The organism is Enterobacter sp. T1-1, from assembly GCF_000710795.1.
Taxonomy (GTDB): domain Bacteria; phylum Pseudomonadota; class Gammaproteobacteria; order Enterobacterales; family Enterobacteriaceae; genus Enterobacter; species Enterobacter cloacae.
In genome coordinates, this window is record NZ_JALW01000020.1 from 126757 (window position 1) to 141143 (window position 14387).

14 protein-coding genes are annotated in these 14387 nt (G+C 54.1%); 12 read left to right on the forward strand and 2 right to left on the reverse strand.

Going from position 1 to position 14387, the window contains the following annotated elements; genetic code table 11:
- Nucleotides 1-71: 71 nt before the first annotated feature.
- From araG to otsA, 4 genes are all read left to right on the forward strand, one after another.
- Nucleotides 72-1586 carry an L-arabinose ABC transporter ATP-binding protein AraG gene (gene araG, locus AK59_RS0108890; RefSeq protein ID WP_013096045.1) on the forward strand — a complete coding sequence of 505 codons (1515 nt, stop codon included), beginning with the start codon at nt 72-74 and terminating at the stop codon, nt 1584-1586.
- 14 nt (nt 1587-1600) lie between these two features.
- Nucleotides 1601-2587 (forward strand): L-arabinose ABC transporter permease AraH, encoded by a 987-nt coding sequence (gene araH, locus AK59_RS0108895; RefSeq protein WP_013096046.1) that lies wholly within the window; start codon nt 1601-1603, stop codon nt 2585-2587.
- A gap of 176 nt (nt 2588-2763) precedes the next feature.
- Nucleotides 2764-3567, forward strand: a complete 804-nt coding sequence (otsB, locus tag AK59_RS0108900; protein WP_029882592.1) for a trehalose-phosphatase — start codon at nt 2764-2766, stop codon at nt 3565-3567.
- Nucleotides 3542-4966, forward strand: a complete 1425-nt coding sequence (gene otsA / locus AK59_RS0108905; RefSeq protein WP_013096048.1) for an alpha,alpha-trehalose-phosphate synthase — start codon at nt 3542-3544, stop codon at nt 4964-4966. Before otsB ends, otsA begins: the two co-directional genes overlap by 26 nt.
- A 15-nt stretch (nt 4967-4981) precedes the next feature.
- Here the strand turns inward: otsA and uspC are convergent, their stop codons facing one another.
- Nucleotides 4982-5410 (reverse strand): universal stress protein UspC, encoded by a 429-nt coding sequence (gene uspC / locus AK59_RS0108910; protein WP_029882593.1) that lies wholly within the window; start codon nt 5408-5410, stop codon nt 4982-4984.
- A gap of 793 nt (nt 5411-6203) precedes the next feature.
- Here uspC and flhD point away from each other — a divergent pair.
- The 6 genes from flhD (at nt 6204) to cheW (ending at nt 11636) form a co-directional block, all read left to right on the forward strand.
- Nucleotides 6204-6554, forward strand: a complete 351-nt coding sequence (gene flhD / locus AK59_RS0108915; RefSeq protein WP_013096050.1) for a flagellar transcriptional regulator FlhD — start codon at nt 6204-6206, stop codon at nt 6552-6554.
- A gap of 2 nt (nt 6555-6556) precedes the next feature.
- Complete coding sequence (flhC, locus tag AK59_RS0108920) at nt 6557-7135, forward strand: flagellar transcriptional regulator FlhC (protein WP_013096051.1); 579 nt, start codon at nt 6557-6559, stop codon at nt 7133-7135.
- Nucleotides 7136-7258: 123 nt separating this feature from the next.
- Nucleotides 7259-8146 (forward strand): flagellar motor stator protein MotA, encoded by an 888-nt coding sequence (gene motA / locus AK59_RS0108925; protein ID WP_008500417.1) that lies wholly within the window; start codon nt 7259-7261, stop codon nt 8144-8146.
- Nucleotides 8143-9072, forward strand: a complete 930-nt coding sequence (gene motB, locus AK59_RS0108930) for a flagellar motor protein MotB (protein ID WP_013096052.1) — start codon at nt 8143-8145, stop codon at nt 9070-9072. The genes motA and motB overlap by 4 nt, the downstream gene beginning before the upstream one ends.
- A 4-nt stretch (nt 9073-9076) precedes the next feature.
- The gene (gene cheA, locus AK59_RS0108935) at nt 9077-11113 is read left to right on the forward strand and encodes a chemotaxis protein CheA (protein ID WP_029882594.1); all 2037 of its coding nucleotides are present in this window, start codon (nt 9077-9079) and stop codon (nt 11111-11113) included.
- Nucleotides 11114-11132: 19 nt separating this feature from the next.
- Nucleotides 11133-11636, forward strand: coding sequence for a chemotaxis protein CheW (cheW, locus tag AK59_RS0108940; protein WP_013096054.1), 504 nt, complete (start codon nt 11133-11135; stop codon nt 11634-11636).
- A gap of 104 nt (nt 11637-11740) precedes the next feature.
- On the opposite strand, the gene AK59_RS0108945 is transcribed toward cheW, so the two are convergent.
- Complete coding sequence (locus tag AK59_RS0108945; protein WP_023620134.1) at nt 11741-13000, reverse strand: dicarboxylate/amino acid:cation symporter; 1260 nt, start codon at nt 12998-13000, stop codon at nt 11741-11743.
- A gap of 428 nt (nt 13001-13428) precedes the next feature.
- On the opposite strand from AK59_RS0108945, the gene AK59_RS0108950 reads away from it, so the two are divergent.
- Nucleotides 13429-14001, forward strand: coding sequence for a spore coat protein U domain-containing protein (locus tag AK59_RS0108950; RefSeq protein ID WP_013096056.1), 573 nt, complete (start codon nt 13429-13431; stop codon nt 13999-14001).
- A gap of 12 nt (nt 14002-14013) precedes the next feature.
- A partial coding sequence (locus AK59_RS0108955) for a spore coat protein U domain-containing protein (RefSeq protein WP_032618473.1) occupies nt 14014-14387 on the forward strand: 374 nt, incomplete at its 3' end.

A 14387-nucleotide genomic window follows, 5' to 3' on the forward strand; every position in this document is an offset into this window, starting at 1 on the left:
TACGCGGTGATTGTGCCCCTCGCGAACCGCGAGGGGCCAGACGTACACACTACAGGAATCACGGAGACGTTATGCGACAGTCTGATCCGTATCTCTCTTTTCGCGGTATCGGGAAAACCTTTCCCGGTGTTAACGCGCTGACCGATATCAGCTTCGACTGCTATGCCGGTCAGGTTCACGCCCTGATGGGCGAAAACGGCGCCGGAAAATCCACGCTGTTGAAAATCCTCAGCGGCAACTACACGCCAACCACCGGCACGCTGGCCATTCGCGGAGAAGAGGTGGCGTTTGCTGATACCACCGCTGCGCTCAACGCCGGGGTGGCCATCATCTATCAGGAACTGCATTTGATCCCTGAGATGACGGTGGCGGAAAACATCTATTTAGGCCAGCTCCCGCACAAAAGCGGCGTGGTAAACCGGTCGCTACTTAATTACGAAGCGGGGCTGCAGCTGAAACATCTGGGTCTGGATGTCGATCCCCAGACACCACTGAAGTATCTCTCCATCGGCCAGTGGCAGATGGTAGAAATTGCCAAGGCGCTGGCGCGTAACGCCAAGATCATTGCCTTCGACGAACCGACAAGCTCGCTTTCCGCGCGTGAAATCGAAAACCTGTTCCGGGTGATCCGCGAGCTGCGTAAAGAAGGCCGCATTATTTTGTATGTTTCGCACCGTATGGAAGAGATTTTTGCCTTAAGCGATGCCATCACCGTCTTTAAAGATGGCCGCTACGTGCGCACCTTTACCGATATGGAGCAGGTCAATCATGACCAGCTCGTTCAGGCGATGGTTGGACGCGAGCTGGGAGATATCTATCACTGGCAGCCACGCGAATACGGCCCTGAGCGCCTGAAGCTGGAAAACGTTAAAGCGCCGGGTGTGCGAACGCCGATCTCGCTCTCGGTGCGCAGCGGGGAGATTGTCGGGCTGTTTGGTCTGGTGGGCGCAGGGCGTAGCGAGTTAATGAAAGGCCTGTTTGGCGGTACGCGCATCACCGAAGGGCAGGTATCCATTGACGGGCAGCGGGTCGATATCCAGAAGCCCGCACATGCCATCCAGGCCGGGATGATGCTCTGCCCGGAAGACCGCAAAGCGGAGGGCATTATTCCGGTGCACTCGGTACGTGACAACATCAATATTTCCGCGCGGCGGAAGTTTATTCGCGCCGGTTGCCTGATCAACGACGGCTGGGAGGAGAGCAACGCCGACCACCATATCCGTTCGCTGAACATCAAAACCCCGGGCCCGGAACAGCTGATCATGAATCTCTCCGGCGGTAACCAGCAGAAGGCGATTTTAGGCCGCTGGCTGTCGGAGGATATGAAGGTCATTTTGCTGGATGAGCCAACGCGCGGCATCGATGTGGGGGCGAAACACGAAATTTATAACGTGATCTATGAGCTGGCAAAACGCGGTGTGGCGGTGTTGTTCGCCTCCAGCGATCTGCCTGAGGTACTCGGCGTGGCCGACCGCATTGTTGTGATGCGTGAGGGCGAAATCGCCGGTGAATTGCTTCATGAACAGGCGAATGAACAACAGGCGTTGAGTCTCGCCATGCCGAAAGTTAGCCAGGCTGTCGCCTGAGTAAGGAGTTAATGATGTCCTCTGTTACTACATCCGGAGCGCCGAAATCGAAATCGGCCTTCAGTTTTGGCCGCATCTGGGATCAGTACGGCATGCTGGTGGTCTTTGCCGCACTCTTTGTCGCCTGCGCGATCTTTGTGCCCAACTTTGCCACCTTCATTAATATGAAAGGGCTGGGGCTGGCCATTTCCATGTCCGGTATGGTGGCCTGCGGGATGCTGTTCTGTCTGGCCTCGGGCGATTTCGACCTGTCAGTGGCCTCCGTCATTGCCTGTGCTGGCGTCACCACGGCGGTGGTAATCAACATGACCGAAAGCCTGTGGATTGGCGTGCTGGCGGGTCTGCTGCTGGGCGTTATCAGCGGTCTGGTTAACGGGTTTGTGATTGCCCGCCTGAAGATTAACGCCCTGATCACCACGCTTGCGACCATGCAGATTGTGCGCGGTCTGGCCTATATCATCTCCGACGGTAAAGCGGTGGGGATTGAAGACGAACGCTTCTTCACCCTGGGCTATGCGAACTGGCTGGGGTTGCCTGCGCCAATCTGGCTGACGGTGGCCTGTCTGATCCTGTTCGGCTTCCTGCTTAACCGCACCACGTTTGGCCGTAATACCCTGGCGATCGGCGGTAATGAGGAAGCGGCGCGGCTGGCGGGTGTACCGGTGGTGCGCACTAAGATCATTATCTTTGTGCTCTCCGGTCTGGTCTCGGCGGCAGCGGGGATTATTCTGGCATCGCGCATGACCAGCGGCCAGCCTATGACCTCCATTGGGTACGAGCTGATCGTCATTTCAGCCTGCGTGTTGGGCGGGGTTTCGCTGAAAGGCGGCATCGGAAAAATCTCATATGTGGTGGCCGGTATCCTCATTTTGGGGACGGTAGAGAACGCCATGAACCTGCTGAATATTTCGCCGTTCTCCCAGTATGTGGTTCGTGGCCTGATCCTGCTTGCAGCCGTGATTTTCGACCGTTACAAGCAAAAAGCGAAGCGTACCGTGTAACGTTCTTCCTGCCTTTTAATTGCTCAACTTATAACCTTAGTTGACGCCTGAACCGCCCCGCCAGTTCCGTTGGCGGGGCGGTTGTCAAATGGCGAGCGACGTCACACTGTCTATACTTACATGGCTATGAAAGAGGTAAAGGCGTTTACCTCTCGTAAACCGTAAGGAGGACCAGGGTGGCTGACTTGTTAACCGCACCGCCTGTACTGCCCGGACACTATGCTTTCTTTTTCGATCTCGACGGCACGCTCGCCGGGATAAAACCGCACCCCGACCAGGTGGTTATCCCGGAGGCGGTATTACAGGATTTGCATCAGCTCTCGCAAATGAATGAGGGAGCACTGGCATTGATATCAGGGCGCTCAATGGCCGAGCTGGATTTGCTCGCCAGTCCTTACCACTTTCCGCTGGCCGGTGTACACGGAGCGGAGCGCCGCGACATCCATGATCACACGCACATCGTTTCACTCCCCGATGCATTAATCGAAAAGCTGCAGGCGCAGCTCGCTGCTGCACTGGCTGAACTGCCGGGCACGGAGCTGGAAGCCAAAGGGATGGCCTTTGCCTTGCACTATCGCCAGGCACCGCAGCATGAAGAGGCCGTGCTTGCGCTCGCCGCCAGGGTCGCGCAGGCGCATCCTGAGCTGGCGTTGCAGCCGGGTAAATGCGTCGTGGAGCTTAAACCGAAAGGGATCAATAAAGGGGCTGCGATCGCCGCGTTTATGGCAACGCCGCCTTTCCGGGGCCGGACGCCCGTTTTTCTTGGGGATGACCTGACCGATGAGGCCGGGTTTCGTGTAGTGAATCAGGCCGGAGGGATCTCCGTGAAGGTTGGGCCTGGTGACACTGAAGCCGAATGGCGTCTGGCAAATGTGGCCAGCGTCTGGCAGTGGATATCTGACATCGCTAACCAGCAACAACAACAAATAGCGCAAAACAAAGGGGGAAACCATTATGGGTCGCTTAGTCGTCGTCTCTAACCGTATCGCACCGCCTGACGATAAAAAAGCCAGTGCAGGTGGGCTGGCGGTGGGGGTATTAGGTGCCTTAAAAGCTGCTGGCGGGCTGTGGTTTGGCTGGAGTGGTGACATCAGTGAGGAAGAAAAACCACTTAAAAAGGTGACGCGCGGCAACATCACCTGGGCGTCATTCGCCCTGAAAGAGAAAGATTATGACGAGTACTACTCCCAGTTCTCGAATGCCGTGCTGTGGCCCGCGTTCCACTACCGTCTGGACCTGGTCAAATTTCAGCGAGAATCGTTTGAAGGCTACAGCCGCGTCAATGCGCTGCTGGCGGATAAACTGCTGCCTTTAATCGAGGAAGACGATATTTTATGGATCCACGATTATCATCTGCTTCCCTTCGCCCGTGAGCTGCGAAAACGCGGAGTCAACAACCGCATCGGCTTCTTCCTCCATATTCCGTTCCCGACACCGGAAATTTTTACCGCGCTGCCGCCGCATGAAGAGCTGCTGGAAGCGCTGTGTGATTACGATTTGCTGGGCTTCCAGACTGAGAATGACCGCATTGCGTTCCTGGATTCGGTATCGGGCAAAACACGCCTGATGACGAAAGGGGGCAAAACGCATACGGCCTGGGGTAAAACGTTCCATACCGAAGTCTATCCGATTGGGATAGAGCCGGATGAGATTGCTGAGCAGGCGTCTGGTCCGTTGCCGCCGAAGCTGGCACAGCTTAAAAACGAGCTGAAACACGTGAAGAATATCTTCTCGGTGGAGCGTCTCGACTACTCCAAAGGGCTGCCGGAGCGCTTCCTGGCGTATGAAACGCTGCTGGATAAATATCCGCAGCACCACGGTAAAATCCGCTATACGCAGATTGCACCTACGTCACGTGGGGAAGTGCAGGCCTATCAGGATATTCGTCATCAACTGGAGACGGAAGCAGGGCGCATCAACGGCCGCTACGGTCAGCTGGGCTGGACGCCGCTGTTTTATCTGAACCAACATTTTGACCGTAAGATCCTGATGAAGGTGTTCCGATATGCCGACGTCGGCCTCGTAACACCGCTGCGCGACGGGATGAATCTGGTGGCAAAGGAGTATGTGGCAGCACAAGATCCGGCCGATCCGGGGGTGCTTGTGCTTTCTCAGTTTGCGGGAGCCGCGAACGAACTCACTTCAGCGCTCATCGTGAACCCTTACGACCGGGATGATGTGGCGAACGCGCTCAACCGTGCTCTGACGATGCCGCTGACGGAGCGTATTTCCCGTCATGCGGAAATGATGGATACGATCCGCGAGAACGATATTAATCACTGGCAGGCACGTTTTATTCGCGATTTGCGTAATATTGAGCCGCAAAGCCATGAAGGCGTTCTGCAAAAAAAGATCGCGACTTTCCCTAAACTGGCGTGATATTCCTCTGGGGGTTTAACGACCCCCAAGAGGCACCAACAGCACATCAACCAGGCTTGAGGCGACTATCGATTTCGCCGCGCAGGCCGCCCGTGAAATAAAACTTTGGTTATGATTCCCGCATATCACTAAATCAATTTTCTCTTTGCGACATACGTCGAGAATATGCGCATTCAGTTCACCTGTCGCAATGACGGTCTGATAAATGGGATATTGCGCTTTCTCCACCAGCTCCTGCAGAAATTGCTGCGTTTCTTCCTGCAATACCTCACGAATATCTTCCAGCATGGGGGCTGCCAGTTGATTGTACATCTCGGGTTCGGCCGCAAGGGTAATTAAGCTGATGCGCGCATTATGCGGGCGGGCGATGGACACCGCCCGGGCAACGAGTTGGTGACTTTCCGGTGAAACTGCAACAGAAACAAGAAGATGGGAGTAACTCATCACGCACTCCTTAGCTGTCTGAAAACCGCGTCTGTGTCAGCATTACCGCGAAATCAGCGCTTCTGCAAGAGGTGAATACGACATTAGTGTGAAGCTTCTCATAATTATTCATTAATTATTCTTATAAGAAGAATAACGGCAAACCGCGTGCAAATGAAAAAAATTAACAACTTAACGTAAATCACACATTTTGATGCGTGTGCTGTTAAATCGTTTTGAAGCGTTATAAACGCAATGTTAATGATCACGCTTTGAAACAAATTTTTCACCCCTCAAACATAACTGTATGTTTTTCATAGGTAATGAAAATGTGGTCCTGAGATGTATAGCGTGTGAATTGTTGCGGTAGTCGCTATTGCTCAAAAAAGCAATCGCCATGCGCCTTCTGTTCGTACTTCTGCATGAGTATTCGTCCATAAAGAATATAAAATGGTCTTGATCGGTTAAAAAATGAACAAATTACAAGTCTCACTGATGGATTTATGGATGATATTCACTTAAATTATGTGACATGGATCACATTTTTTTTAAATTTGAGGATGGCTGCATTGTATGTGTCAAAACTGACGAGTAGAGTTTGCGTCGAATTAGGAAAAATCTTAGTTATTTGTAAGAAATGATAAAACATGTAAGAAGCGCATCCGCGCTTCGTTGGTGCACGTTTTGCAGAATACAAACCTAAATTCAACTATGCATTTAGCCTTTTTTTTAAATACCGGGTGTTTTCCCGGCGACATCACGGGGTGCGGTCTTTCCGCATAAAAATAATAGTTGGTTATTCGGGATGGGAAAAATGCATACATCCGAGTTGCTAAAACATATCTACGACATCAACCTGTCATATTTACTGCTCGCGCAGCGATTGATTAGTCAGGACAAAGCGTCCGCGATGTTTCGTTTGGGTATTAACGAAGAGATGGCAACCATGCTGGGCGGGTTAACCCTGCCGCAAATGGTTAAACTGGCTGAAACGAATCAACTGGTTTGCCAGTTCCGCTTCGATAATCCTCAGACTATCACGCGGCTGACACAGGAATCTCGTGTGGACGATCTGCAACAGATCCATACCGGTATTCTTCTCTCCACCCGCTTGCTCAACGAAATCAGCCAGCCTGATGACGCAGCCCGTAAAAAAAGAGCGTAGAAATGAGCGAGAAAAGCATTGTTCAGGAAGCGCGTGACATACAGTTGGCCATGGAGCTGATTACACTGGGTGCTCGTTTACAAATGCTGGAAAGCGAAACTCAGTTGAGCCGTGGTCGTCTCATCAAACTGTACAAAGAGTTACGTGGTAGTCCCCCACCGAAAGGAATGTTGCCGTTTTCAACGGACTGGTTTATGACCTGGGAGCAGAACATTCACGCCTCCATGTTCTGTAATGCCTGGCAGTACCTTCTCAAAACCGGTTTGTGTAGCGGCGTCGATGCCGTGATCAAAGCGTATAAACTTTACCTTGAACAATGCCCACAGCAGGAAGAGGGTCCCCTGCTGGCGCTGACCCGCGCATGGACGCTGGTGCGTTTTGTTGAGAGCGGAATGCTTGAATTGTCGCGCTGCAACTGCTGCGATGGCAATTTCATTACCCATGCTCATCAGCCTGCAGGCAGCTTCGCCTGTAGTTTATGTCAGCCTCCATCCCGTGCAGTAAAAAGACGTAAACTTTCCCGGGATGCTGCCGATATTATTCCACAACTGCTGGATGAACAGATCGAACAAGCTGTTTAACCCGAACGTGTGGGAAAGATTCCAGCAGCGGTAAGCCATTACCGCTGCTTTTTTTTATCCTGGATTCGGTAAACGCTGCGAGCTGAACGTCCTTGCCATAGTCACTAGCGGAAGGATGATGTCGTGCTTATCTTATTAGGTTACCTGGTAGTTCTCGGTACAGTTTTCGGCGGTTACATGATGACCGGCGGGCACCTTGGAGCACTCTATCAACCGGCTGAACTTATTATCATCGGCGGCGCAGGGGTAGGGGCTTTTATCGTTGGCAACAACGGGAAATCGATCAAGGGGACGCTGAAAGCTATTCCATTGCTGTTCCGTCGCTCGAAATACACCAAAAGCATGTATATGGATCTGCTGGCTCTGCTTTATCGCCTGATGGCGAAGTCGCGCCAGCAGGGGATGTTCTCGCTGGAACGGGATATCGAAAACCCGAAAGAGAGCGAGATTTTTGCCAGCTACCCGCGCATCCTTGCCGATGCCATGATGCTGGATTTCATTGTCGATTACCTGCGCCTGATCATCAGCGGCAATATGAATACCTTCGAAATTGAAGCGCTGATGGACGAAGAGATCGAAACCCACGAGAGCGAATCCGAAGTGCCGGCCAACAGCCTGGCGCTGGTGGGGGACTCATTGCCGGCCTTCGGTATCGTGGCGGCGGTCATGGGGGTTGTTCACGCGTTGGCCTCGGCGGATCGCCCGGCGGCAGAGCTGGGGGCGCTGATTGCCCACGCCATGGTGGGGACCTTCCTCGGTATTTTGCTGGCGTATGGTTTTATCTCTCCGCTGGCCAGCGTTCTGCGTCAGAAGAGCGCGGAAACCACCAAAATGATGCAGTGCGTGAAGATTACGCTGCTCTCTAACCTCAACGGTTATGCGCCACCGATCGCGGTTGAGTTTGGCCGTAAAACGCTTTACTCCAGCGAGCGTCCGTCGTTTATCGAGCTTGAAGAACACGTGCGTGCGGTGAAAAACCCAAACCAACAGACGACAACTGAGGACGCATGAAAAACCAGTCCCATCCGATCGTCATCGTAAAAAAGCGCAAGCATAAGGGGCATGGGCACGGTGCGCATGGCTCCTGGAAAATTGCCTACGCCGATTTTATGACCGCAATGATGGCCTTCTTTCTGGTGATGTGGTTGATCTCGATCTCCAGCCCGAAAGAGCTGATTCAGATTGCGGAATACTTCCGTACGCCGCTGGCGACTGCGGTCTCCGGTGGCCCGCGTATCTCTAACAGTGACAGCCCGATCCCCGGCGGCGGCGATGATTACACCCAGAAGCAGGGTGAGGTGAAAAAAGAGCCGAACATCGACGAGCTGAAGAGAAAGATGGAGCAGGCGCGTCTGAAAAAACTGCGCGGCGATCTCGATCAGCTGATTGAAGCGGACCCGAAATTGCGCGCGCTGCGACCGCATCTGAAGATCGATCTGGTGCAGGAAGGGCTGCGTATCCAGATTATTGATAGCCAGAACCGTCCGATGTTCAAAACCGGTAGCGCCGAGGTTGAACCCTATATGCGCGATATTTTGCGCGCCATTGCGCCGGTGCTGAACGGTATTCCAAACCGCATTAGCCTGTCAGGCCACACGGATGACTTCCCGTACGCCACGGGCGAGAAGGGATACAGCAACTGGGAGCTTTCTGCCGATCGTGCCAACGCCTCGCGTCGCGAGCTGGTGGCGGGTGGGCTTGATGATGGCAAGGTACTGCGCGTGGTCGGCATGGCAGCAACCATGCGTGTCTCTGACCGCGGGCCGGATGACGCCATCAACCGTCGTATCAGTCTTTTAGTGCTGAACCAGCAGGCGGAGCAGGCCATCCTGCATGAAAACGCCGAAAGTCAGAATGAGTCACTGGACGATTTAAAACAGCCTGGGGCCGTTCCTTCGGCTGCCGTTCCAACATCGCCACCAGCCAATCCGAGGTGATAGCGTGAGCATGGATATTAGCGATTTTTACCAGACATTCTTTGATGAAGCCGACGAATTGTTGGCGGATATGGAGCAACATTTGCTGGATTTGGTGCCAGAAGCGCCGGACTCCGAGCAGCTCAATGCCATCTTCCGCGCTGCGCACTCCATTAAAGGCGGAGCCGGAACATTTGGATTTACCATCCTGCAGGAAACCACCCATTTAATGGAAAACCTGCTTGATGAAGCACGACGCGGTGAGATGCAGCTCAATACCGACATTATCAACCTGTTTTTGGAAACCAAAGATATTATGCAGGAACAGCTCGACGCCTATAAAAGTTCGGCAGAGCCTGATGCCGCCAGCTTTGAATACATCTGCAATGCGCTGCGCCAGCTTGCGCTGGAAGCAAAAGGTGAGGTCGCCGCAGCCGTTGTTCCTGCAGCCAAACTGAGCGTTGTTGATGCGCCAGCCGCTGAAGATCCAGCACCTGCCGCCGCTAAAGCCGGGAAACTGCGCGTTGTGCTGTCGCGCCTGAAAGAGAACGAAGTCAACCTGCTGGAAGAGGAGCTGGGTAACCTGGCGACATTAAGCAACGTGGTAAAAGGCAAAGACAGCCTTGCTGCGACGCTCGATGACGGTATCAGCCAGGACGACATCGTGGCAGTGCTGTGCTTTGTTATCGAAGCCGATCAAATCGCCTTTGAAACGGAAGCGGTTGCCGTTGACGCGCCTGCTGCAGTGGAGGAGGTTGCCGCTGTGGCTCAGGCTGCTGCGCCCGCGGTCGCCCCTGCTGCTCCGGCGTTGAAAGCCGTTCCTAAAGAGGCTGCTGCCCCGGGCCGTGGTGAAAAACCGGCGGCGCGCTCCAGCGAATCGACCAGCATCCGCGTTGCCGTAGAGAAGGTTGACCAGCTGATCAACCTGGTCGGCGAGCTGGTGATCACCCAGTCAATGCTGGCCCAGCGTTCTAACGAACTGGACCCGGTCACGCACGGCGATCTGATTACCAGCATGGGGCAGTTACAGCGTAACGCCCGCGATCTGCAGGAATCGGTGATGTCCATCCGTATGATGCCGATGGAGTACGTCTTTAGCCGCTTCCCGCGTCTGGTGCGCGACCTGGCCGGTAAACTCAATAAGCAGATTGAACTGACGCTGATGGGCAGCTCCACCGAGCTGGATAAGAGCCTGATTGAACGCATTATCGATCCGTTAACGCACCTGGTACGTAACAGCCTGGACCACGGTATCGAACTGCCGGAAAACCGTATTGCAGCCGGAAAATCCCCGGTCGGTAACCTGATCCTGTCTGCGGAGCACCAGGGCGGGAACATCTGTATTGAAGTAACCGATGACGGCGCGGGCCTTAACCGCGAGCGTATCCTGGCGAAGGCGATTTCGCAGGGGATGGCGGTCAGCGAAAACATGACCGATGAAGAAGTGGGCATGCTGATCTTCGCCCCGGGTTTCTCAACCGCCGAGCAGGTGACGGATGTCTCCGGACGCGGCGTGGGAATGGACGTGGTGAAGCGTAACATTCAGGAAATGGGCGGCCACGTCGAAATCCAGTCTAAGCAAGGTTCTGGTACCACCATTCGTATTCTGCTGCCGCTGACGCTGGCGATCCTCGACGGTATGTCGGTGAAAGTGGCGGACGAAGTCTTCATTCTGCCGCTGAACGCGGTAATGGAATCACTGCAGCCACGTGAAGAAGATCTGCACCCACTGGCAGGTGGCGAGCGCGTGCTCGAAGTGCGTGGGGAATACCTGCCGCTGGTGGAACTGTGGAAAGTCTTCGAAGTCGACGGGGCGAAAACAGAGGCCACGCAGGGTATCGTCGTGATCCTGCAAAGTGCGGGTCGCCGCTACGCGCTGCTGGTTGACCAGTTGATTGGTCAGCACCAGGTGGTGGTGAAGAACCTCGAAAGTAACTACCGCAAAGTGCCGGGTATTTCTGCCGCCACCATTCTGGGGGATGGTAGCGTGGCGCTGATCGTCGACGTGTCGGCGCTTCAGGGATTAAATCGTGAACAACGTGTGGCGTACACAGCCGCCTGATTAAGTAAAGGGTAAGAACATGACCGGTATGAGTAATGTAACGAAACTGGCGGGCGAGCCATCAGGACAGGAGTTCCTGGTATTCACTTTAGGCGATGAGGAGTACGGCATCGATATCCTGAAAGTGCAGGAAATTCGTGGTTACGATCAGGTTACCCGCATCGCGAACACGCCAGCGTTTATTAAAGGCGTCACTAACCTGCGCGGCGTGATTGTGCCTATCGTTGACCTGCGCGTGAAGTTCAGCCAGGGCGATGTGGAGTATAACGATAACACCGTGGTGATTGTCCTCAATCTGGGGCAGCGCGTGGTCGGTATCGTGGTGGATGGCGTGTCTGACGTGCTCTCACTGACGTCTGACCAAATCCGTCCGGCGCCGGAGTTTGCGGTCACGCTGTCTACCGAGTACCTGACGGGGCTGGGTGCGCTGGGTGAGCGTATGTTGATTCTGGTGAACATTGAGAAGCTGTTGAACAGCGAAGAGATGGCGTTGCTGGATATCGCGGCGAACCATGTAGCGTAGGTAAATGCAAAACGGCAATCCAGGTTGCCGTTTTTTGTGTTTGCTCCCTCTCCCGGTGGGAGAGGGGTGGGGTGAGGGCATCAGGCCACACCCCTTTTGTACTCTTACACTTCCTGCTCTACCAGCTCCGCTTCAGCTTCCCGCGCCCCTTCATTCTGCGACAGCATCGCGGTTGCAATCCCGTTACCCAGCACGTTAATGGCGGAACGCCCCATATCCAGGAAGTGGTCGATCCCCATCAGCAGCAAAATACCCGCCACCGGAATATTAAAGCTTGGGATGGTCGCCGCCAGTACCACCAGCGAAGAGCGTGGTACCCCCGCAATGCCTTTTGATGCCAGCATCAGCGTCAGCATCAGAACGGTGACCTCAGAGAAACTCAAATGAATATTGTACGCCTGAGCGATAAACATTGAGGCAAAAGAGCAGTAGACCATCGAACCGACCAGGTTAAAGGAATACCCAATTGGCAGGACGAAAGAGGCGATGCTGCGCGAGCAGCCAAATCGCTCCAGTTGCTCAAGGGTTTTCGGATACGCTGCCTCGGAGCTGCTGGTGGTAAAGGCGACCAGCACCGGATCTTTCAGCATGCTGAGCAGGCGGAACACCTCTTTTTTCAGCACCATGTAACCCACTGCCAGCAACACCATGCAGGTGAGCAGGATCGCCACATAGTAGCCGCCAATAAAGGAGGCATAGTTCAGCAGAATACCGAGACCCTGGGTGGCAATCACCGATGAGATCGCAGCGAAAATCGCCAGCGGGGCAACATACATGACGTAGCCCGTGACCTTCAGCATGATATGGGATACCACATCCAGCGCCGCAACCAGCGGGGCGTTGAATTTCTGGCCCAGCGACGCGCCGCCGATGCCAAAGAACATGGAGAACACCACAATTTGCAGAATTTCATTGTTCGCCATCGCCCCGGCAATGCTGGTCGGAATGGTGTGTGAGAGGAACGCTTTCAGGGTCATGCCGCCGACGGCCAGCCCGGTATCCACCGCTTCAGTGGGGATCGTCAGGTTCAGACCGCTGCCTGGATGCTCCAGAGTGACAATAAACAGCCCCACCAGAATAGAAAGCACCGATGAACTGATAAACCATACCATCGCTTTACCGCCTACGCGGCCAATAGTCGAGGTTTCGCCCATTTTCATAATGCCGACCGTCAGCGTGCTGAAGACCAACGGTGCAATCACCATTTTGATCAGTCGCAGAAAAATATCGGTGAGAAGCGTAATGTTATCCGACCAGGTTTTGATGGCATCCGCAGATGCGTATTCATGAATGGCCGCCCCTGAAAGAATACCCGCCAGCATGAATATCACGATGAAGAGCGTAAGTTTGTTTGCACTTGCCACGAAAAAGACCCCTATGCGCTGTAGATGTCGCCCGCGCCGATATATATGGATTTTTTATTACTGCGCGGGAAATTATTCGGCACATAAATTGAAGTAAAGCGGGGGGAGATACAACTCCTTTTTAAATTTTATTAATTTTGTTGCTAATGCTGCGACGATATATTGTGACGCTTATCACACTTTAATGGGATATATCCTCAGGCAACATTCGGTAAATTCCGTTTATAAATCAATAACCCAATGTTTCTAAAATCATTTCTCTGTCAATCGGACAAGGGGGTGACTGACATGGCCGCCAGTGGTCGAAGCGATAACCATAAACTAAATTCTCAATAACCCCCTCGGAGGAACATTAAGCGGGGCTAACATCTTGAACGTTAAAACTAAATTGTTGTACGTGAACGGAGACGTCTTCTGGAGGGTGGTAAATGAAAAGAAAACGCCTTTTGACCTGCGCTGGCATTCTGTTAACCGCGACAACCGCCCATCAGGCGCTGGCGGTCACCAGTAGTGGCACTATCGGCGCGACGCTGACATTGACAAACGGGTGTCTGATTAATGGATCGCCCACCCAAAACGGCATTAACTTCGGGACACTGGATTTCGGAACCCATCCTGCAACCTTTTCCACCCTGACGACGCAGTTGACCGGTGCCAGCGGCGGAAACACCTTCACGATTCAATGTACAACCGCCAGCTACACGGTGGCGATAACCGGGAATACCAACTCCACTGCGCCGGGCACCGTCGTTGGCACGACGGGGACACCCGCCCGCTATCTGATCAACACCACCAACACGGCGCAGGGTGTGGCATACAGCCTGTATAGCGACAGCGGATTTAATAACGTTGTGGCGAATAACGCGGCATTGCCGATCGCGTCCACGGCCGGTGGGGTGGACAGTTACACCCTCTACGGGCGTATTACCGGCGGCGGAAACAGCGTTACGGTGGTACCGGGGACCTACACCGACACCATAAATGTCAGCGTAACCTATTAGCCCACTTAGCCCATGAAGACCGCTTTTTCAGGTCTGCGCCACTGCGCAGAGGGGATCGTGCATCTTTTTTTTACGCTGATCCTCGGGCTGGCGCTGGTGCCGGCCGCTATGGCCGTCACGTCGCAGTCCTTTAAGGTCAGCGCGACCATTGTGCCGGGATGCGCGGTGAGCACCGGCAGTGGGGGGCTGTTAGGCACGCTGAACTTCGGTACCCATACCGGCGTGGAGAGTGCTCCGGTGAGCACCAGCTTCGTACCAAACGGGGCACTCTCGATCGCCTGTACGCCAGGCGTGGCGCTGAGTATGAGCATTAACGGCGGGCAGAATTACGCCTCCGTGCGGCGGATGACGCGCAACGGCGGGGGGGGCGGGGGGGGGGGACGGGC

Bases quoted from the DNA above. Each gene is read 5' to 3' on its own strand.
- flhC (WP_013096051.1), top strand. From the start codon at position 6,557: ATGAGCGAGAAAAGCATTGTTCAGGAAGCGCGTGACATACAGTTGGCC.
- uspC (WP_029882593.1), bottom strand. From the start codon at position 5,410: ATGAGTTACTCCCATCTTCTTGTTTCTGTTGCAGTTTCACCGGAAAGT.
- AK59_RS0108950 (WP_013096056.1), top strand. From the start codon at position 13,429: ATGAAAAGAAAACGCCTTTTGACCTGCGCTGGCATTCTGTTAACCGCG.
- otsA (WP_013096048.1), top strand. From the start codon at position 3,542: ATGGGTCGCTTAGTCGTCGTCTCTAACCGTATCGCACCGCCTGACGAT.
- flhD (WP_013096050.1), top strand. From the start codon at position 6,204: ATGCATACATCCGAGTTGCTAAAACATATCTACGACATCAACCTGTCA.
- cheW (WP_013096054.1), top strand. From the start codon at position 11,133: ATGACCGGTATGAGTAATGTAACGAAACTGGCGGGCGAGCCATCAGGA.
- araH (WP_013096046.1), top strand. From the start codon at position 1,601: ATGTCCTCTGTTACTACATCCGGAGCGCCGAAATCGAAATCGGCCTTC.
- motB (WP_013096052.1), top strand. From the start codon at position 8,143: ATGAAAAACCAGTCCCATCCGATCGTCATCGTAAAAAAGCGCAAGCAT.
- araG (WP_013096045.1), top strand. From the start codon at position 72: ATGCGACAGTCTGATCCGTATCTCTCTTTTCGCGGTATCGGGAAAACC.